A 17,970-nucleotide genomic window follows, 5' to 3' on the forward strand; every position below is an offset into this window, starting at 1 on the left:
TCGACGGCGGGATCAGCGGCTTCGCGATTTCCCACAGCCCGTCCGGAACAATCCAACTCCATGTACCCCGCCCCATGTCGAGGTCAACGACGCCTCACCACGTAGGACACGGTCTAAGACATCGTTTCACTTGGTGAGTCGGCGGTAGCTGATGAGGGTTGCGGCGATGCCGACGAAGGCCAGGAAGTGCTCGGCCTTGCGCTCGTGACGGCGGTGCAGCCTGCGGCATCCGGCCAGCCAGGAGACCGTTCTCTCGACGACCCAGCGGTGTCGGCCGAGCCGCGTCGACGACTCGATGCCCTTGCGGGCGATGCGGTGGCGGATGCGACGCTCGCGAAGCCATTTCCGCAGGTGGTCGTAGTCGTATCCCTTGTCGGCGTGGAGCTTGGCCGGGCGCCGGCGGCGCGGGCCGCGGCGGGAGCGGATGGGCGGGATCCCGCGCACGAGCGGCTTGAGGCCGAGGCTGTCGTGCGTGTTGGCGCCGGAGATGCCCAGCGACAGCGGCACGCCGTTTCGGTCGGTGATGAGGTGGATTTTCGATCCCGGCTTGCCGCGGTCGGTCGGATTCGGTCCGGTCAGTGGCCCCCTTTTGCCGCCCGGACGCTGACGGAGTCGATGGCGCATCGCGACCAGTCCAGCTCACCCCGAGCGCCGAGTTCGTCGAGGACGACCCGGTGCAGCCTGGCCCACACCCGGTCCCGACTCCATTGGGCGAAGCGCCGGTAGACGGTGGGCCAGGCGGGCCCGAACACCGGCGGCAACTGCCGCCAGGTGCAGCCTGAGGTGGCCACGAAGATGATCGCCGCCAGGCATTCACGGTCACCGGCCCTCCGTTTGCCGCCGCCCTGCGGGCGTATGACCTCCGTCGGCGGGACCACCCGCCGAAACAGGGGGCCGAGTCGGGCGGCGTCGTCTGGTTGGGCCGCACGAAGACCGGCGACGTGGCGGCGATCGTCGTCACCAGCGGCATGCCCGGCGCCAAAGCATGACGTCGCTGCCGCCTCGCCCTGTCCTGCACGTCGCCAGCCGGACGTGGCTGCTCGCCCTCACCAAGAGGAGCAGTCCGAGGAGAGGCATCGGCGGTCGCACCCCGAGTAGTCACGGCGAGGTGCCGCTGCAGCGGGATCATCTTCCGGAGGGAGGAGGCGGAAACCGGCTCGGCCGTGGAGCTGTCCGTTGACCGGCGCCGTCAATTGACCAGTACTCTCCGACACACCGGAGAGACACGCTTCAGTCGCGGGCGGTGGGTTGTGCGGCGTCGTACTCGGCGAAGACCTCACGCGCCACGGTGTAGCTGTCGAACGCACGGGCGACACCTGCGTAGACGGCCATCTGGACGAAGGCTTCGACGATCTCCTCCTTTGCCACGCCGTTGTGCAGGGCGATTCGCAGCTGGCCGCGGAGCGGCTCCAGGACGCCCAGGCTCGCCGTGATGGTGACGGAGATCAGCGCACGGGTGCGTAGGTCGAGATGATCGGTACGGGGCCAGGCGTCGTTGAAAGCGTGTTCGGTCGCGATCCGGGTGAAGTCGTAGGCGTTGGCAGGCTCGGACGGCCCGGGTTCGACGAACGGCGCCAGGCTGAAGCCGAGGACCCGCTCGGCGTTCTCCAAGGCTTGGGCGTATCGGGCAGTATGTTCGGACATGCCGCGATTGTGCATCAAGCCGGCGGGATGACGGCGCATCACGAACTGCGGAGCGTCGCCCTCCCGCTGCGGACGAATCGACATGTCCCGCAGCTCGGTACTCCCACTGGATGCCGGTGTGCAGGACGAACAGGATCCCGCGCAGGGCCTGCCGGTCGGGCACCCGAGGTCTTCCCTCCACCTGCTTCGGCGGCGGCTTGGGCGGCAGCAGCTCGATCAGCTTTTGCCAGTGCCAGTAAGAGGCCGTCCTCGTCGACTGCGAATCGCGCGAGAAGGACGTGATCCTTGCAGTGCGCGCGCAATGAGTAAGCCCCCTCCCATAAAGGAAGAGGGCTTACTCGTGGGCGCTTACTTCTTCTTGCCCTGGTTCTTCACAGCCTCGATCGCCGCCGCCGCGGCCTCCGGGTCGAGGTACTTGCCGCCCGGGGTGACCGGCTTGAAGTCGGCGTCGAGTTCGTAGTACAGGGGGATGCCCGTCGGGATGTTGAGGCCCGCGATGTCGGCGTCCGAGACGCCGTCCAGGTGCTTGACCAGCGCGCGGAGGCTGTTGCCGTGGGCGGCGATCAGGACCGTGCGGCCGGACAGGAGGTCCGGGACGACCGAGTCGAACCAGTACGGCAGCATGCGGACGACGACGTCCTTGAGGCACTCCGTCTGCGGACGCAGCTCCGGCGGGAGGGTCGCGTAGCGCGGGTCGGAGAACTGGGAGTACTCGGCGTCGCGGTCGAGCGCCGGCGGCGGGGTGTCGTAGGAGCGGCGCCACAGCATGAACTGCTCCTCGCCGAACTCCGCGAGCGTCTGCGCCTTGTCCTTGCCCTGGAGGGCGCCGTAGTGACGCTCGTTCAGGCGCCAGCTGCGGCTGACCGGGATCCACAGGCGGTCCGCGGCCTCCAGCGCGAGCTGGGCCGTGCGGATCGCGCGCTTCTGGAGCGAGGTGTGGAGCACGTCGGGCAGCAGGCCGGCTTCCTTGAGCAGCTCGCCGCCGCGCGTCGCCTCCTTCTCGCCCTTCGCGGTGAGGTTGACGTCCACCCAGCCGGTGAACAGGTTCTTCTCGTTCCACTCGCTCTCGCCGTGGCGGAGGAGGATCAGCTTGTACGGTGCGTCGGCCATGGGCCCGAGCGTAATCGACGCCCCGCACGGCCCGCGCGCCCTGCCCGCCTTACGGACGGTTGACGGTTTCTGTTAATCGGGTGGCCGTCGGCCGGCCCGGTTTCGTAAGTTGTGCTGGCTGCTTCAGCCACTTACACATCGTTTCCCGGGCCGTGCCCGGGCGCCAGGGGGGCCACCCATGTCAGTCACCGGAGTCAGACGTGCCCTGAGCGAGTCCGTCTCGGGGCTTCCCCGCGCCTTCTGGTGGTTGTGGGCCAGCACCCTGGTGAACCGGCTCGGCGCCTTCGTCGCCACCTTCATGGCGCTCTACCTCACCCTCGACCGCGGCTACTCCGCCTCCTACGCCGGTCTCGTCGTCGCCCTCCACGGGCTCGGCGGGGTGATCTCCTCCCTCGGCGCAGGCGTCATGACCGACCGGCTCGGACGGCGGCCCACCCTGCTCGTCGCCCAGACCGCGACCGCCCTGTCCGTCGCCCTGCTCGGCTTCGTCCACGACCCCGTCGCCATCGCGGCCGTCTCCTTCCTCGTCGGCATGGCGTCCAACGCCTCCCGGCCCGCCGTGCAGGCGATGATGGCGGACATCGTGCGGCCGGAGGACCGTATCCGGGCCTTCTCCCTCAACTACTGGGCGATCAACCTCGGTTTCGCGATCTCCTCCGTGGGCGCCGGCTTCATCGCCGAGGTCAGCTACCTCGCCGGCTTCCTCATCGAGGCCGGGATGACGCTCGTCTGTGCCGTGCTCGTCTTCGTGAAGCTGCCCGAGTCCCGCCCCGAGCGGCGGACCGCCGAGCCGGGCGCGACGGAGGAGGACTCCGTCTCCCTCGGGACCGTGCTGCGCGACGGCCGGTTCATGGGCGTCGTAGGGCTGTCCTTCCTCGTCGCCGTCGTCTTCCAGCAGGGCTACCTGGGACTCCCGGTCGCCATGGGCGAGGCAGGCTTCACGCCCGCCGACTTCGGCATGGCCATCGCCGTCAACGGCGTCCTGATCGTCGTCCTCCAGCTGCCCGTGACCCGCCTGATCGAACACCGCGACCCGCGCCGGATGCTCGTCGTCTCCTCGCTGCTCGCCGGATACGGTTTCGGGCTCACCGCCTTCGCCGGGTCCGTCGGCGTCTTCGCCCTCACCGTGTGCGTGTGGACCCTCGCCGAGATCGTCAACGCGCCCGTCCAGACCGGCCTGGTCGTACGGCTCTCCCCGGTGCACGGACGCGGGCGCTACCAGGGCGTGTACACCTCTTCCTGGGCGGTCGCCGCCCTCGTCGCCCCGCTGCTGTCCGGCTTCGTCATCGACCGCTGGGGCGCCGCCTGGCTGTGGGGGACCTGCGCCGCCGTCGGCACGGTCGCCGCCCTCGGGTACGGGCTGCTCATGCGGCGGCTGCCGGCGGACGCGGACACCGGCAGAGGTACCGGTACCGGTACCGGTACCGGAGCCGAGCCCGTGAAGCCGTCCCCCCAGTCCTCCCAGTCCGAACAGCTCGCCGAGCGGACTGCCCAGCCCGCCGAGCAGACCGTCTAGGACGCCCGCACGCCGCAGGCCCCGCCCGCCGTCACCGGCGGGCGGGGCCTGCGTACGTTCGTCATCTCACCCGCACTGGCACGGGCTGCCCGACTGGCACCCGCAGCCGCACCCCGAACCGCAGCCGCAGGCGGCGATCAGGGTGAGGCTCCTGACCTCGGCGGGTTGCTCGGTCTCGCGCTCCTGCGTGGGGTCGGGCGTCGTGCCGGGGGATTCGGCCATGGGTCCCTCCTCGGGGCTGGGGCCTGCGCACACCTGCTCCCCATTGCACGCCCGCCGGGCCGGGCGCATCAACGGCGCATCGGGGGCGGCGGAAGCTCACCCGCGCCCCCGACCGGCACCCGCACGCCGTGCGGACCCGGTACGCCAATGCGGACCCGGTAGCCGTGCGGAACCGCTACGCCGTCGGATCCCGCACGCCGTGCGGACCCGGCACGCCGTGCGGACCCGCTACGCCGTACGGGAAGCGCTCAGCCGCCCTCCACCCCCTGCACCGGCGCGATCTCCGGCTGCAGATCCGCCTGGATCTCGTCCGCGTGCTCGCCCGTGACCAGGTACACCACCCGCTTGGCCACCGACACCGCGTGGTCCGCGAACCGCTCGTAGTAGCGGCCCAGCAGCGTGACGTCCACCGCCGTCTCGATGCCGTGCTTCCAACGGTCGTCCATCAGGTGCTGGAAGAGCGTGCGGTGCAGCAGATCCATCGCGTCGTCGTCCTGCTCCAGCTGGAGCGCGAGGTCGACGTCCTTGGTGATGATCACCTCGGCCGCCTTCGCCATCAGGCGCTGGGCGAGCTGGCCCATCTCCAGGATCGTGGCGTGCAGGTCCCGCGGCACCCCGCGCTCGGGGTAGCGCAGCCGCGCCAGCTTCGCCACGTGCTGGGCGAGGTCGCCGGAGCGCTCCAGGTCCGCGGACATCCGCAGCGAGGTGACGACGATCCGCAGGTCGGTCGCCACCGGCTGCTGCCGGGCCAGCAGGGCGATCGCCCGCGCCTCCAGGTCGTGCTGCAGTTCGTCGACCTTCTGGTCGGCCTCGATCACGCTCTCCGCGAGCTTCAGATCGGCGTCGAGGATGGCGGTCGTGGCGCGCCCGATCGCCGATCCGACCAGCCGGGCCATCTCCACCAGACCGTCGCCGATCGAATCCAGTTCCTCGTGGTACGCGTCCCGCATCGGAATTCCTCTCGTGCGTCTCTGTCCGGGCTGTCCGGGTCCGGGCTCTGAGGGGCCTTGGGTCCCACCCACGCTCCCACGTTCCGTCCGCCACGCGTCCGGTTCCGTCACCTCGCGTGAACCGGTACTGGCCTCTAGGTGAACTCTGGGCGACGAGTGTCCGAGGTCGCCCTTCGAGCGCTGTGGGCTGCGCTCGCGCCATGCCTAACCTGGACGCATGGACGTGAACGCGGCGGTCGCCGCAGCGGCTGCGATCGCCGGACTGCTCACCGGCGTCATCGCCATGCTGGCGTTCCGCGTCAGTGAACGCGAACAGCGGCGCCCCACCCGCACCTCGCTGCACACCGACGCCGTGCTCCCGCCCGGCGTCGACACCGTGCTCTCCGTGCTGCGCTCGTCCGCCGTGGTCCTCGACGAGAACGACGGCGTGGTGAAGGCCAGCTCGGCCGCGTACGCCCTCGGACTGGTCCGGGGCGGCAAGCTCGCCGTGGAGCCGATGCTCAAGATGGCCCGCGACACCCGGCGGGACGGCGAGATACGGCAGGTCGAGCTGGACCTGCCCCGCCGGGGGACCGGGCGCGGCGAGGCCCTCGCGGTGTCCGCGCGGGTGGCGCCGCTCGGCTCCCGGCTGGTGCTGCTGCTGGTGGAGGACCTCACCGAGGCCCGCCGCATCGAGGCCGTACGGCGCGACTTCGTCGCCAACGTCAGCCATGAGCTCAAGACCCCCGTCGGGGCGCTGTCCCTGCTGTCCGAGGCGGTGATGGACGCCTCCGACGACCCCGAGGCCGTGGAGCGGTTCGCGGGGCGCATGCAGATCGAGGCGACCCGGCTGACCAACCTGGTGCAGGAGCTGATCGACCTCTCCCGGGTGCAGAACGACGACCCGTTGGAGGACGCCGAGCCGGTCCGGGTCGACGAACTGGTCGCCGAGGCCATCGACCGCTGCCGGCACCAGGCAGGCACCAAGGAGATCACCATGGCCGCCGCGGGCGCCGCCGACCTGCGGGTCTGGGGCAACCGCGGCCAGCTCGCCGCCGCGCTCGGCAACCTCGTCGAGAATGCGGTCAACTACTCGCCCGCCCGCACCCGCGTGGGCATCGCGGTCCGTTCGGTCGCGCAGCCCGGCGGGGACCTGATCGAGATCGCCGTGACCGACCAGGGCATCGGCATCTCCGACAAGGACAAGGAGCGCGTCTTCGAGCGCTTCTACCGCGTCGACCCCGCCCGCTCCCGTGCCACCGGCGGCACGGGGCTGGGCCTCGCGATCGTGAAACACGTGGCCGCCTCGCACGGCGGGGAAGTCACGGTGTGGAGCGCCGAGGGCCAGGGCTCCACCTTCACCCTGCGGCTGCCCGAGGCGCGTGCGCCCCGCGGCCGGCGGCCGTCCGAGAGGGACGACACCGAGGGCCTCGACGGCGAGGCAGCCGGGACGTCCCACCCCTCCCCCCACTCGTCCGATCCATCCGCGTACGCAACGCTTCCCTCCCCGGAGGTCCTTCCGTGACCCGAGTGCTCGTCGTCGAGGACGAGGAGTCCTTCTCCGACGCCCTGTCGTACATGCTCCGCAAGGAGGGCTTCGAGGTCGCCGTGGCGACCACCGGGCCCGACGGACTCGACGAGTTCGACCGCAACGGAGCCGACCTCGTCCTCCTCGACCTGATGCTGCCCGGGCTGCCGGGCACCGAGGTGTGCCGCCAGCTGCGCGGCCGCTCCAACGTTCCCGTGATCATGGTGACCGCCAAGGACAGCGAGATCGACAAGGTGGTCGGCCTGGAGATAGGCGCCGACGACTACGTCACCAAGCCGTTCTCCTCGCGCGAGCTGGTCGCGCGGATCCGCGCGGTGCTGCGCCGGCGCGGCGAGCCCGAGGAGACCGCCCCGGCGGCCCTGGAGGCGGGCCCGGTGCGTATGGACGTCGACCGGCACGTGGTGACCGTCGGCGGCACCAAGATCGACCTGCCGCTGAAGGAGTTCGACCTGCTGGAGATGCTGCTGCGCAACGCGGGCCGCGTGCTGACCCGGATGCAGCTCATCGACCGGGTGTGGGGCGCTGACTACGTGGGTGACACCAAGACCCTCGACGTCCACGTGAAGCGTCTGCGCGCCAAGATCGAGCCGGACCCCGGCGCGCCCCGCTATCTGGTGACTGTGCGCGGCCTGGGCTACAAGTTCGAGCCGTAGACCGCGGGGCGTCGTTCCAGCGACACGAAGGGCGGGACCCCCGCTGGGGTCCCGCCCTTCGGCGTGCGGTGCGGTGGGTCCGGTCAGTTGCCGGACGTCTCCTGGCTCGCGGAGGCGGCGTCCGAGGGGGTGCCCGACGGGGCGCCCGTGCTGGTGGACTCGTCGCCGGAGGTCTCCTCGTCCGAGGCGTTATCGCCCTCGCCCGTGGCCTCCTCGCCCGGCTCGCCGGAAGCGTCCGCCGACGGCGACGAGGAGGCGCCCGCGGCGGGAGCCTCGCTCGGGCCCCAGCTCTTGAAGAAGCTCTCGGCCGGGAAGACGATCGCGCGCAGGGTCACCTCACCGGTCTCGCTGAAGGTGAAGGTGATCTCCTGGGCGTTGCCGTCCTGGACGGCCTCGCGGCTGCTGGGCAGGACGGCGGAGGCGTTGCCCTCGCCGCCGAGGATCAGACGGCCGCCGGCCGGGACGACCAGGTCGCCGCCCTCGGCGGGGGTCAGCTCGGCGGTCTTGCCGGTGCCGGGGAGCGTGACCGACTCGAGGGTCTGGTCCTTTTCGCCCGAGTTGAAGAGCGTGGCGGAGACGACGGCGGGGCCGGTCGACTCCAGGTCGGGCTGGGTGATGACGGTGGCGTTCTGCACCTGGATGTCGCCGACCGTCGTCGCCGCGTTGTCCGGCTTGATCTGCAGCGTCTGGGCGTTGTTGCCGGCCGCGCACGCGGAGAGCGAGGCGAGGGAGATTGCAATGGCGGCGGCGGCGAGGGCGCCGCGTCGAAGGCTGCTGCTCACGGCGGCGGCAACTCCTTGACTCGAGCGTGTGTGGCGACCGGGTAAAGCCGCCCTAAGTGTCTGTCAGCGGCCTCAGATTACCGAGCCTCCCGCAGGCCGCTGCACCCGACCCTCCCCACGCCTACCCAGGTCGTGCCCTTGAGGCGTGCCCGCGCCGGGGATGTCACCCGATCACCACCCGACTCCCGCGTCCCGCGCCACATCGGCCGGACGAGCCGCAAGTGACCTGCCGGTAAACATCCGCCACTTCCGTCCGCGGCGTCCCTTCATTCACGCGGGCGCGCATTTCGGTGAAGGAATGAGGGGGATCCCGGTAATTGATCACCGGCCGTCGATCCTCACACCGTGTGATCAATTCCGGATTCGGCCGGAACCGGCTCGGCTCACCGAACGGAGTAGCGGAAGTCGCACTTCTGGAACCGGACATTTGGGGAGGTTCGACCGCTCGTGGAGGCCTCCGGGAGGGTGTAACGTGCGCGTTTCACTTGCCTCGGAGAGCCGCTCCGACCTGCGAATACCTGCTTCCGCTAGGCGTCCGAAGCACGTTCCTGTTGCGCTTGTCAAGCCCCGAGAATGGCCCTGACCTGCGAAAACGCCATTCAGAAGACGCCGTATCCGTGTTACCCTGGATAGCCACGGAAGGGGTACCTGTCACATGACGTTCAAGGTTGGCGACACCGTGGTCTATCCCCATCATGGGGCCGCGCTGATCGAGGCAATCGAAACTCGCCAGATCAAAGGCGTGGACAAGACCTACTTGGTGCTGAAGGTCGCCCAGGGTGACCTGACGGTACGTGTGCCAGCGGACAATGCGGAGTTCGTCGGCGTGCGTGATGTGGTCGGTCAGGACGGGCTGGACCGGGTCTTCGAGGTGCTGCGCGCGCCGTACGCCGAGGAGCCCACGAACTGGTCCCGTCGGTACAAGGCAAATCTCGAGAAGCTCGCCTCGGGCGATGTCATCAAGGTCGCGGAAGTCGTGCGTGACCTGTGGCGCCGGGAGCGGGAGCGCGGTCTCTCCGCCGGTGAGAAGCGCATGCTCGCGAAGGCGCGTCAGATTCTCGTCAGCGAGCTGGCCCTCGCCGAGAACACCAACGAGGACAAGGCCGAGGCCCTGCTCGACGAGGTTCTCGCCTCCTGAGTTCTCCGAGTCGTGGCTCCGCCCGTCGCGTGTCGTCACGCCGGCCGTCGGAGCAGCACTCAGAGCACTCAGCGCATCGAAATGCCGCGGTGCCCGATGACGTCCAGGACGTCGCCGGGCGCTGCGGCATGTTTGTACCCGGACACCCTCCGTAGGCTGCACTTGCGCCGGAGCTGGGAATGTGTCATCACTCACGTCCCCACCCCTGGCGTGCCGGGCCCGGGCGGTCGGCTCGACCAGAGTCACGGAAGGGGCTGGTCAAGGCGGAACGCCCGGCACTTCCCCCGCTCACGGGAGCGGGGCACGCCCTGGCCATACCCACGTAGGCCGAGCCCACAAACCTGACAGGAACCGATGTCTGACGATCCGCTCCCGCCGTCCTCGCCGACCCCCGCACCCGGCCGTCCGACGGTCCGGACAGCGGCCGTCATCCCGGCCGCCGGCCGGGGTGTGCGGCTCGGCCCCGGCGCCCCGAAGGCGCTGCGCGCGCTCGGCGGCACGCCCATGCTCGTGCACGCCGTGCGGGCGATGGCCGACTCCCGGGCCGTCTCCCTGGTCGTCGTGGTGGCGCCGCCCGGCGGCGCCGGCGAGGTCAAGTCGCTGCTCGACGCGCACGCGCTGCCCGAGAGGACCGACGTCCTCGTCGTCCCCGGCGGGGAGAGCCGCCAGGAGTCCGTCAAGCTGGGCCTGGACGCGCTGCCCGAGGGTTACGACATCGTCCTGGTCCACGACGCGGCCCGCCCGCTCGTCCCGGTGGACACCGTCGACGCGGTCATCGAGGCCGTACGCGACGGAGCGCCCGCCGTCGTCCCCGCGCTGCCGCTCGCCGACACCGTCAAGCAGGTCGAGCCGGCCGCCGCGCCCGGCGACCCGGAGCCGGTGGTCGCCACCCCCGACCGGTCCCTGCTGCGGGCGGTGCAGACCCCGCAGGGCTTCGACCGGGCCACCCTGGTGCGCGCCCACGAGACCGTGAAGCACGACGTCACCGACGACGCCGGCATGGTGGAGCAGCTCGGCCTCACCGTCGTCGCCGTCCCCGGGCACGAGGAGGCCTTCAAGGTCACCCGCCCCCTCGACCTGGTCCTCGCCGAGGCGGTCCTGGCGCGCAGGAGGCTCAACGATGGCTTCTGAGCCGTACCCCCTGCCGCAGGTCGGCATCGGCACCGACATCCACGCCTTCGAGGACGGCCGCGAGCTGTGGTGCGCCGGCCTGAAGTGGGAGGGCGAGGGTCCCGGGCTGGCGGGACACTCCGACGCGGACGTCGTCGCGCACGCCGCCTGCAACGCCCTGTTCTCCGCCGCCGGTCTCGGCGACCTCGGCCGGCACTTCGGCACGAGCCGCCCCGAGTGGTCCGGCGCCTCCGGCGTCACCCTCCTCACCGAGGCCGCGCGCATCGTCCGCGAGGCCGGCTTCCGCATCGGCAACATCGCCGTGCAGGTCGTCGGCCCCCGCCCGAAGATCGGCAAACGCCGCGAGGAGGCCCAGAAGATCCTCTCCGAGGCGGCCGGCGCCCCGGTCTCGGTCTCGGGCGCCACCACGGACGGCCTGGGCTTCCCGGGCAGGAACGAGGGCCTGATGGCGGTGGCGACAGCGCTGGTGGTGCAACAGGGGTGAGCGCCCCGTCCTGAGGGGCGCGGGGGTCCGCGCGATCGGCGCCCGGCGGGCCCACAAGTGACATGTGACCGTGAAACCGCCGGAGGCACACCGCACACCCCCGCGCCTACTACCCTGGTGTCGTGACTATTCGCCTGTACGACACCAGCGCCCGGCAGATCCGTGACTTCACCCCGCTCCGGCAGGGCTGCGTCTCGATCTACCTGTGTGGTGCCACCGTGCAGGCGGCGCCCCACATCGGCCACATCCGCTCGGGCCTGAACTTCGACATCATGCGCCGCTGGTTCGAGTACCGCGGCCTGGACGTGACGTTCATCCGCAACGTGACGGACATCGACGACAAGATCATCGCCAAGTCCGCCGAGCAGGAACGCCCCTGGTGGGCCATCGGGTACGAGAACGAGCGCGCCTTCGACGACGGCTACCGCGCGCTCGGCTGCCTGCCCCCGACGTACGAGCCGCGCGCCACCGGCCACATCACCGAGATGGTCGAGATGATGCGCGGCCTGATCGAGCGCGGGAACGCCTACGAGGCCGACGGCAACGTGTACTTCGCCGTGACCTCGTTCCCGGACTACCTCGAGCTGTCCAACCAGGAGCTCGACAACCTCCTCCAGCCGTCCGGCGACGGCGAGACCGGCAAGCGGGACCCGCGCGACTTCGCGATGTGGAAGGCGGCCAAGCCGGGCGAGCCGAGCTGGGAGACGCCGTGGGGACGCGGTCGCCCGGGCTGGCACCTGGAGTGCTCGGCGATGGCGCACAAGTACCTCGGCACCGCCTTCGACATCCACGGCGGCGGCCTGGACCTGATCTTCCCGCACCACGAGAACGAGATCGCCCAGGCCAAGGCCTACGGCGACGAGTTCGCCCGGTACTGGGTGCACAACGCCTGGGTCACCATGAGCGGCGAGAAGATGTCGAAGTCGCTCGGCAACTCGGTGCTGGTCAGCGAGATGGTCAAGCGCTGGCGGCCCATCGTGCTCCGCTACTACCTGGGCACCCCGCACTACCGGTCGATGATCGAGTACAGCGAGGAGGCCCTGCGCGAGGCCGAGTCCGCGTTCGCGCGGATCGAGGGCTTCGTGCAGCGCGTGGTGGAGAAGGCCGGCGGGGTCGTCGAGCCCGCCGCCGACGTGCCGCCCGCGTTCGCCGAGGCGATGGACGACGACCTGGGCGTCCCGCAGGCGCTCGCCGTCGTGCACACCGCGGTCCGGCAGGGCAACAGCGCGCTGGCAGCCGACGACAAGGAGGAGGCGGTCGCCCGCCTCGCCGAGGTCCGCGCCATGCTCGGCGTGCTCGGACTCGACCCGCTGGACCCGCACTGGGCCGGCGACGGCAGCCGCGGGGACGACCTGCACGGCGTCGTCGACACCCTGGTCCGCATGGTCCTCGACCAGCGCGAGGCCGCCCGGGCCCGCAAGGACTGGCCCACCGCGGACGCCATCCGCGATCAGCTCAACCAGTCCGGGCTGGCCATCGAGGACGGCCCGCAGGGCCCGCGCTGGAGCCTCGGCCCCCGCTGAGGCACCACCGCGTCACGGACGCGGTCGGCCGCGGAACCGCCGTGGACCGGCCGCGGACCCGGCCCGGGGCCTCCCCGGTCCCGGCCGCGCGCAAGATCGAGTGTGCCGTCCGGGCCGCCGGGCGGCACACTGCACAGGCACACCCACGAACACGGGAGCGCCCACCCACGTGGGCGCACCCCCACGACTTCACGGAGACGGATACCTCATGGCCGCGAACAACCGCCGCATGTCCGGCAAGAAGGGCGCGCAGGTCGGCAGTGGCGGCCAGCGACGCCGGGGCCTCGAAGGCAAGGGCCCGACCCCGCCCGCGGAGATGCGCAAGGGGCACGCCAAGCAGCGTGCCGCCCAGGCGAAGACCCGGCGTGCCCAGGGCCGCACCACCCAGCGTCGCGGCGGCCGGTCCGCCTCCGAGCTGGTCGTCGGCCGCAACCCGGTCGTCGAGGCGCTGCGCGGGGGCGTGCCCGCCTCCACGCTGTACGTCCAGCAGTTCATCGACAACGACGAGCGGGTGCGCGAGGCGCTGCAGCTCGCGGCCGACCGCGGCGGGATCAACCTCATGGAGGCGCCCCGCCCCGAGCTGGACCGCATGACCAACGGCCTCAACCACCAGGGCCTGGTCCTCCAGGTCCCGCCGTACGAGTACGCGCACCCCGAGGACCTGGTCGCCGCCGCGCACGACGAGGGCGAGGACCCGCTGATCGTCGCGCTCGACGGGGTCACCGACCCGCGCAACCTCGGCGCGGTCGTCCGGTCCGTCTCCGCGTTCGGCGGGCACGGCGTGCTCGTGCCCGAGCGCCGGGCGGCCGGGATGACCGCCGGCGCCTGGAAGACGTCCGCGGGCACCGCCGCGCGGACGCCCGTCGCCCGCGCGACGAACCTGACGCGGGCGCTGGAGGCGTACAAGAAGGCGGGTGTCCTCGTCGTCGGTCTCGCCGCCGACGGGGAGGCCGAGCTGGGCGACGTCGAGGCGCTGGACGGGCCGGTCGTGATCGTCGTCGGCAGCGAGGGCAAGGGCCTGTCGCGGCTGGTCGGCGAGACCTGCGACGTGCAGGCGCGGATCCCGATGCCGGGCGGCGCGGAGTCGCTCAACGCCGGTGTGGCGGCGGGCATCGTGCTGTACGAGGCGGCGCGCCGCCGTAGCTGAACGGGTGTGCGACTTCGTCACCCGCTTGGTGGAATCCGGAGGGTCCGGACCGGCTTGACGCGGTCCGGACACATCTGGCCGGTCAAGGCAGTGTCCTAACGCCTTGTCACTCGGTTAGATGAGTGTGGACACCAGAACACCACCCCGCACACCCACGGGGGCCCGCTCGTCGGGACTCGACGACGCTCCCGCGCTGAGCATGGTGAAGGTGCCGAGCGATCCGGCGCAGGTCATCGTGAACCACGCCAGCTTCCGCGTGCAGCTGGCCGGTCCGGCGCGAGGCGTCCGGTCGCCGCGGATCGCACGGCATCCGACCGCCGCCGAGGACACCGCGCGGATCCCCGTCGTCACCACCGTGGGCGCGGGTCCGGCCGTCCCGCGCCGCCGTCCCGTCGTGTGGAGCGGCAGGTCCGCCCCCGACGACACCGGCGCCCACCGTCTCCTCCAGGCCGTACGCCACGGGGGCCTGCGCCACGCCGACGAGCCGCTCACCGACTCCGGGAGCACCCGGGTCCTGCCGCAGCAGGGTGACGGCTACGGGTACGACGACGACACCCAGCCGCTGGAGAGCCCGTTCGTCGGCGCCCAGCGCGGTCACTCCGACGGGCCGCTGCTGCCCCCGATGCGCACCGTCGGCAGCGCCTACGACGAGGACGGCCACACGTCCCTCGACGAGGACACGTACGAGCCCGCCTACGAGATCGAGGAGCGGCACGAGGGCGGCCGGCGCGCCCGGCGGCACGGCGACGACCCGGCGCGCCACGCGTACTATCCCGGGCGCCGGATGAACCTGGGCGTGGTGCTGCTCCCGCTGCGCGTCTTCCTCGGCGGGATCTCCGTCTACGCCGGGATGAGCAAGCTGTGCGACCCGCTCCACTTCGACGGCGGGCCGCGCGGGTCCATGGTCAGGTGGCTGCACAGCCTGCACCCGTGGGAGGCCGCCGAGCCGCTGCGGCAGTTCGCGCTCGCCCATCCCGTCGGCACGGGACTCGCCATCGCCTTCGCCCAGGTCGTCGTCGGCGTCCTCACCGTCCTCGGCTGCTGGCAGCGGGTGGCCGCCGGCATCGGGGCCATGCTGTCGGCGGCGCTGCTGGTGAGCGTGAGCTGGAAGAGCGCCCCCGTCTACGAGACGCCCGACATCATCTACCTCGCCGCCTGGTCGCCACTGATCATCGCGGGCGCGCCCGTCTACTCCGTCGACGGCAGCCTCGCGGGCCGCGCCTGGCGGCGGCTCGGGCCGCGCGCCGAGATCTGGGACCTGCGGCGCTACGTGCTCCGCCGCGGGGCGCTCGTGACGTTCGTGGTGTGCGGGTTCAGCATGCTGGTGGGCGCGCTGCTCGGCGGGGCGGTCCGGGACGCGGACCGAGTGGTCGTGCCCGGTCCCGGCGAGGCGCCGCGCAACAACCTGCCGGGCTCCCCGCTGCCGGAGGAGTCCGGTGAGCGGAAGGAGAAGGGCGGGACGGGGACGCCGTCCGCGTCCGATTCGCCCACGCAGGGCGCGACGTCGGGCTCGGCCGGCCCGTCCGCCGGGACGAGCAGCACCCCCGGCGCCACCCAGGGCGCGGGCGCCGTCACCGGGGCGCCCAGCCAGACGCAGGGCAGCACCGGGCAGGCTCCGCCGCAGCAGTCCTCCCCGGAGGGCCAGGCGCCGAGCACCACCGCGGGCCCGACCTCGGGTGGCGGCGAAGGCTCCGGCGGCAGCGGGGGCGGGACGCCCGGCGGCGACGACGGCGGCAGCTCCGACCGGCCCGGCCTGGTGGGCGGTCTGCTGGGGTAGCGGATGCCCGCCGGTACGACAGTGGGGTCCCGTACGCGATGGCGTACGGGACCCCGCTGCTTTCGGTCGTTGTGGCCTCAACGGCCCTGTGAGGCAAGCTCCTTGGCGGCCTCGGTGAGGTCCTTGGCGGTGTCGATGGCCCGCCAGTAGGAACCCTGCGGGATCGTGAACCCGGCGAGGCGCCGCTCGCGCGCGAGGTGCGGGAACGTGGTGCGCTCGTGGTCACCGCGCTCCGGGAGCAGGCCGGCGAACTCGGGGGAGAAGACGTAGACGCCCGCGTTGATCTCGAACGTGGACGGCGGGGCCTCGATGAAATCGGTGATCAGACCGAACCCGTCGGTGCGGACCGCGCCCCACGGCAGGCGCGGGCGGGCCAGCGCGACGGTGGCGACGGCGTCCCGCTCGGCGTGGAAGTCGGCCATGTCGCGCAGCGAGAAACGGGTCCAGATGTCGCCGTTGGTGGCGAACCAGGGCCGGTCGGGGTGCGGCAGACGGGCGGCGGCGTACTTCAGTCCGCCGCCGCGGCCGAGGGGTTCCGTCTCGACGACGGTGGTGACGGAGACCGGCAGGTCGGCGGTCTCCAGCCACTTCTCCAGCACCTCGGCGAGATGGCCGCAGGAGACGACGACGTCGGTCACGCCCTCCTCGGCGAGCCAGGTCAGCTGGTGGCCGATGATCGGGGTGCCCGTGCCGGGGATCTCGACCATCGGCTTGGGCCGGTCGTCGGTGTACGGACGAAGCCGGGATCCCTGGCCGCCGGCCAGGACTACGGCTTGCGTGGGGCGGGACACGGCACGCGGATCGGTCATGCCCGCACTTTACGCGGCCGGGGGCCGCAGACCATGGGCGGACCGGGACGCGGGGCGGTGTTACTGGGCCCCCGGTAGCCCCGGGGCGGGGTGCCACGTCGCCTGGTCCCGACAGGCCTGGGCACCGCTGCCCGGGGCCTGATGGGCGCCTGGTGGGCGCGGGCGGGACGGCTACGGCTTGCGGGCGGCTGCTGCTTCGCCGTTACGGCCTGTGGCCGTGCGGGCGGGGTACGGCAGACAGCGACCAGTCGACTGCCGACCGTGCCGGGGCCGGCCGCGCTGCGGCCGAGCGCGCTGGGGCAGCGTGCTGGGTGCCCCGGTGTGATGCGGCGGTGGGATGCCGCGACTGCCGTGTGGGGCGGCGGCGCGGTGCTCGGCCGACAGCGACCAGTCGACTGCCGGCCGCGTTGGGGCCGGCCGCGTGGGGGCCGGCTGGGCTGGGGCGTCGTGCTGGGTGCCCCGGCGTGATGCGGCGGTGGGATGCCGCGACTGCCGTGCGGGGCGGCGGCGTCGGCGCTCGGCCGACGAGACCTCAACTCACCGCCGGACGCTGCGACGGATGCTCCGGTACCCGCCCTCGTGCGGGCGACTGCCGTCCAGGGCGGCAGTGCGGCATCGCGTCGGCGGCCCGGATGAGGCACCCCTTCCGGCTGCCGCCGCGGACCGCGAAGGGCTGCTGCCCGCAGCGGGCCGGGTGGGGAGCGACGGGATGCCGGGACACGTGTCGTGGGCCTGGTGGCGGCGAACGGGTGTGCCCCGGGCGCGCGTCAGGTCGGGGCGCGGCCGACCGGGCCCGGGTGGCCGCCGGTTGGCGCGCGGTGGGCGGGGATCGGGGGCGCGGCCCTCGGCCCCGGGCGGGACGCGGGCCGAGGGCGCCGGCGTCGGCCCGGGGGTGGGATGAGCGGCGCGGCCGGATGCGTCCGGCTGTCGAGCCGAGTGGGGCGCGGGTGCGACCGGGTTGTCGGCCCGGGGTGTGGCGCGGGCGCGGCCGTGCTTGTCGGGGTGTCAGCCGTTCGCTGCCACCACTCCCGAGGCGAACGACGTGTCGCAGACCGGGCGGGCGTAGGACTGGGCCTTGGTGGGGCCGTATACGCGGACGGCGGCCTTGCCGAGGGAGCGGGCGATGGAGGCGCAGTGCTCGGCGAGGGACGGGCGGTCGTTCACCGCCTGCTGGAGCTGGGTCAGGGCCGCGCCCGGGTCCTTCTTCTGGAGCTCCATCAGGAGCTTGTCCCGGAGGACGTCGTGGGGGGCGCGGGCGGCGGACCGCGACGAGGCGCCGGCGGCGGACGTGTCCGCGGCGGTGAGCACCGGACTCTGAGGTGTCCCGGACCAGTTGACCGACGCGACCGCGAGGGTCCCGGAGAGCACCAGGACGACGGGCAGGACGAGGGCGAGGGAGCGGCCGATCCGGCGGGCGGGGCCCCGGCCGCGTCGCGTCTGAGGGTGAATGGAGTGCGTCACGCGTGTGAGGGTAGCGTCCGGTAGTCGCGGTGAAACATTCCGTCACCGTTACGGGGGACAGAGAACGGCGACTTTCGCACCGCGTGTTGACGAGT

Annotated in this window: 17 protein-coding genes and 1 pseudogene; 9 read left to right on the forward strand and 9 right to left on the reverse strand. The window is 72.1% G+C overall.

The window, feature by feature from the left end; translation table 11 throughout:
• Nucleotides 1–126 precede the first annotated feature (126 nt).
• From ACF1AG_RS23740 to ACF1AG_RS23755, 4 genes and pseudogenes are all read right to left on the reverse strand, one after another.
• Nucleotides 127–890 (reverse strand): IS5 family transposase gene (locus ACF1AG_RS23740; RefSeq protein WP_391810403.1). Its coding sequence is split into 2 segments (ribosomal slippage): nucleotides 127–578 and nucleotides 578–890, totalling 765 coding nucleotides; the frame shifts between segments, so codons are not numbered across the junction.
• Between the two features lie 340 nt (nucleotides 891–1,230).
• On the reverse strand, nucleotides 1,231–1,644 hold the full coding sequence (locus tag ACF1AG_RS23745; RefSeq protein WP_391810367.1) for a carboxymuconolactone decarboxylase family protein: 414 nt from the start codon (nucleotides 1,642–1,644) through the stop codon (nucleotides 1,231–1,233).
• 100 nt (nucleotides 1,645–1,744) lie between these two features.
• Nucleotides 1,745–1,927: pseudogene (locus tag ACF1AG_RS23750) on the reverse strand (transposase); the annotation flags it as partial.
• A 65-nt stretch (nucleotides 1,928–1,992) separates the two neighbouring features.
• Nucleotides 1,993–2,754 (reverse strand): phosphoglyceromutase, encoded by a 762-nt coding sequence (locus tag ACF1AG_RS23755; protein ID WP_114874224.1) that lies wholly within the window; start codon nucleotides 2,752–2,754, stop codon nucleotides 1,993–1,995.
• A 178-nt stretch (nucleotides 2,755–2,932) separates the two neighbouring features.
• On the opposite strand from ACF1AG_RS23755, the gene ACF1AG_RS23760 reads away from it, so the two are divergent.
• Nucleotides 2,933–4,270, forward strand: a complete 1,338-nt coding sequence (locus ACF1AG_RS23760) for an MDR family MFS transporter (RefSeq protein ID WP_391810368.1) — start codon at nucleotides 2,933–2,935, stop codon at nucleotides 4,268–4,270.
• 66 nt (nucleotides 4,271–4,336) lie between these two features.
• On the opposite strand, the gene ACF1AG_RS23765 is transcribed toward ACF1AG_RS23760, so the two are convergent.
• Together ACF1AG_RS23765 and phoU are read right to left on the reverse strand one after the other, a co-directional pair.
• Entirely contained in the window at nucleotides 4,337–4,492 is a 156-nt protein-coding gene (locus ACF1AG_RS23765; protein WP_167743488.1) for a hypothetical protein, read from the reverse strand.
• 248 nt (nucleotides 4,493–4,740) lie between these two features.
• Nucleotides 4,741–5,442, reverse strand: coding sequence for a phosphate signaling complex protein PhoU (gene phoU / locus ACF1AG_RS23770; RefSeq protein ID WP_033276090.1), 702 nt, complete (start codon nucleotides 5,440–5,442; stop codon nucleotides 4,741–4,743).
• A 217-nt stretch (nucleotides 5,443–5,659) separates the two neighbouring features.
• On the opposite strand from phoU, the gene ACF1AG_RS23775 reads away from it, so the two are divergent.
• Both ACF1AG_RS23775 and ACF1AG_RS23780 read left to right on the forward strand, forming a co-directional pair.
• Complete coding sequence (locus ACF1AG_RS23775) at nucleotides 5,660–6,946, forward strand: ATP-binding protein (protein WP_359606952.1); 1,287 nt, start codon at nucleotides 5,660–5,662, stop codon at nucleotides 6,944–6,946.
• Nucleotides 6,943–7,623 carry a response regulator transcription factor gene (locus ACF1AG_RS23780; RefSeq protein WP_026243695.1) on the forward strand — a complete coding sequence of 227 codons (681 nt, stop codon included), beginning with the start codon at nucleotides 6,943–6,945 and terminating at the stop codon, nucleotides 7,621–7,623. Before ACF1AG_RS23775 ends, ACF1AG_RS23780 begins: the two co-directional genes overlap by 4 nt.
• Before the next feature lie 83 nt (nucleotides 7,624–7,706).
• Here ACF1AG_RS23780 and ACF1AG_RS23785 read toward each other — a convergent pair whose 3' ends face one another.
• Nucleotides 7,707–8,405, reverse strand: a complete 699-nt coding sequence (locus ACF1AG_RS23785) for a DUF461 domain-containing protein (RefSeq protein WP_391810369.1) — start codon at nucleotides 8,403–8,405, stop codon at nucleotides 7,707–7,709.
• Between the two features lie 655 nt (nucleotides 8,406–9,060).
• Between ACF1AG_RS23785 and ACF1AG_RS23790 the strand changes: the two genes are divergently transcribed.
• The 6 genes from ACF1AG_RS23790 to ACF1AG_RS23815 all read left to right on the forward strand — a co-directional run bounded on the left by ACF1AG_RS23790 (nucleotide 9,061) and on the right by ACF1AG_RS23815 (nucleotide 15,605).
• Entirely contained in the window at nucleotides 9,061–9,543 is a 483-nt protein-coding gene (locus ACF1AG_RS23790; RefSeq protein ID WP_003953493.1) for a CarD family transcriptional regulator, read from the forward strand.
• Nucleotides 9,544–9,897: 354 nt separating this feature from the next.
• Nucleotides 9,898–10,674 (forward strand): 2-C-methyl-D-erythritol 4-phosphate cytidylyltransferase, encoded by a 777-nt coding sequence (gene ispD, locus ACF1AG_RS23795; RefSeq protein WP_359606948.1) that lies wholly within the window; start codon nucleotides 9,898–9,900, stop codon nucleotides 10,672–10,674.
• A complete protein-coding gene (gene ispF / locus ACF1AG_RS23800) occupies nucleotides 10,664–11,158 on the forward strand; it encodes a 2-C-methyl-D-erythritol 2,4-cyclodiphosphate synthase (RefSeq protein ID WP_359606946.1) in 495 nt (164 codons plus the stop codon). Before ispD ends, ispF begins: the two co-directional genes overlap by 11 nt.
• 122 nt (nucleotides 11,159–11,280) lie before the next feature.
• Nucleotides 11,281–12,681: a cysteine--tRNA ligase gene (gene cysS, locus ACF1AG_RS23805; protein WP_359606944.1), complete on the forward strand. Its 1,401-nt coding sequence runs from the start codon at nucleotides 11,281–11,283 to the stop codon at nucleotides 12,679–12,681.
• Between the two features lie 208 nt (nucleotides 12,682–12,889).
• Entirely contained in the window at nucleotides 12,890–13,828 is a 939-nt protein-coding gene (gene rlmB, locus ACF1AG_RS23810; protein ID WP_391810370.1) for a 23S rRNA (guanosine(2251)-2'-O)-methyltransferase RlmB, read from the forward strand.
• 118 nt (nucleotides 13,829–13,946) lie between these two features.
• The gene (locus tag ACF1AG_RS23815; RefSeq protein WP_387797788.1) at nucleotides 13,947–15,605 is read left to right on the forward strand and encodes a DoxX family membrane protein; all 1,659 of its coding nucleotides are present in this window, start codon (nucleotides 13,947–13,949) and stop codon (nucleotides 15,603–15,605) included.
• A gap of 77 nt (nucleotides 15,606–15,682) precedes the next feature.
• Here ACF1AG_RS23815 and ACF1AG_RS23820 read toward each other — a convergent pair whose 3' ends face one another.
• Together ACF1AG_RS23820 and ACF1AG_RS23825 are read right to left on the reverse strand one after the other, a co-directional pair.
• Entirely contained in the window at nucleotides 15,683–16,414 is a 732-nt protein-coding gene (locus ACF1AG_RS23820; RefSeq protein ID WP_359601439.1) for a nucleotidyltransferase family protein, read from the reverse strand.
• A gap of 1,005 nt (nucleotides 16,415–17,419) precedes the next feature.
• The gene (locus ACF1AG_RS23825; RefSeq protein ID WP_359601438.1) at nucleotides 17,420–17,875 is read right to left on the reverse strand and encodes a hypothetical protein; all 456 of its coding nucleotides are present in this window, start codon (nucleotides 17,873–17,875) and stop codon (nucleotides 17,420–17,422) included.
• Nucleotides 17,876–17,970 lie beyond the last annotated feature (95 nt).

This window comes from Streptomyces sp. NPDC014764 (assembly GCF_043082785.1).
Classification (GTDB): domain Bacteria; phylum Actinomycetota; class Actinomycetes; order Streptomycetales; family Streptomycetaceae; genus Streptomyces; species Streptomyces althioticus.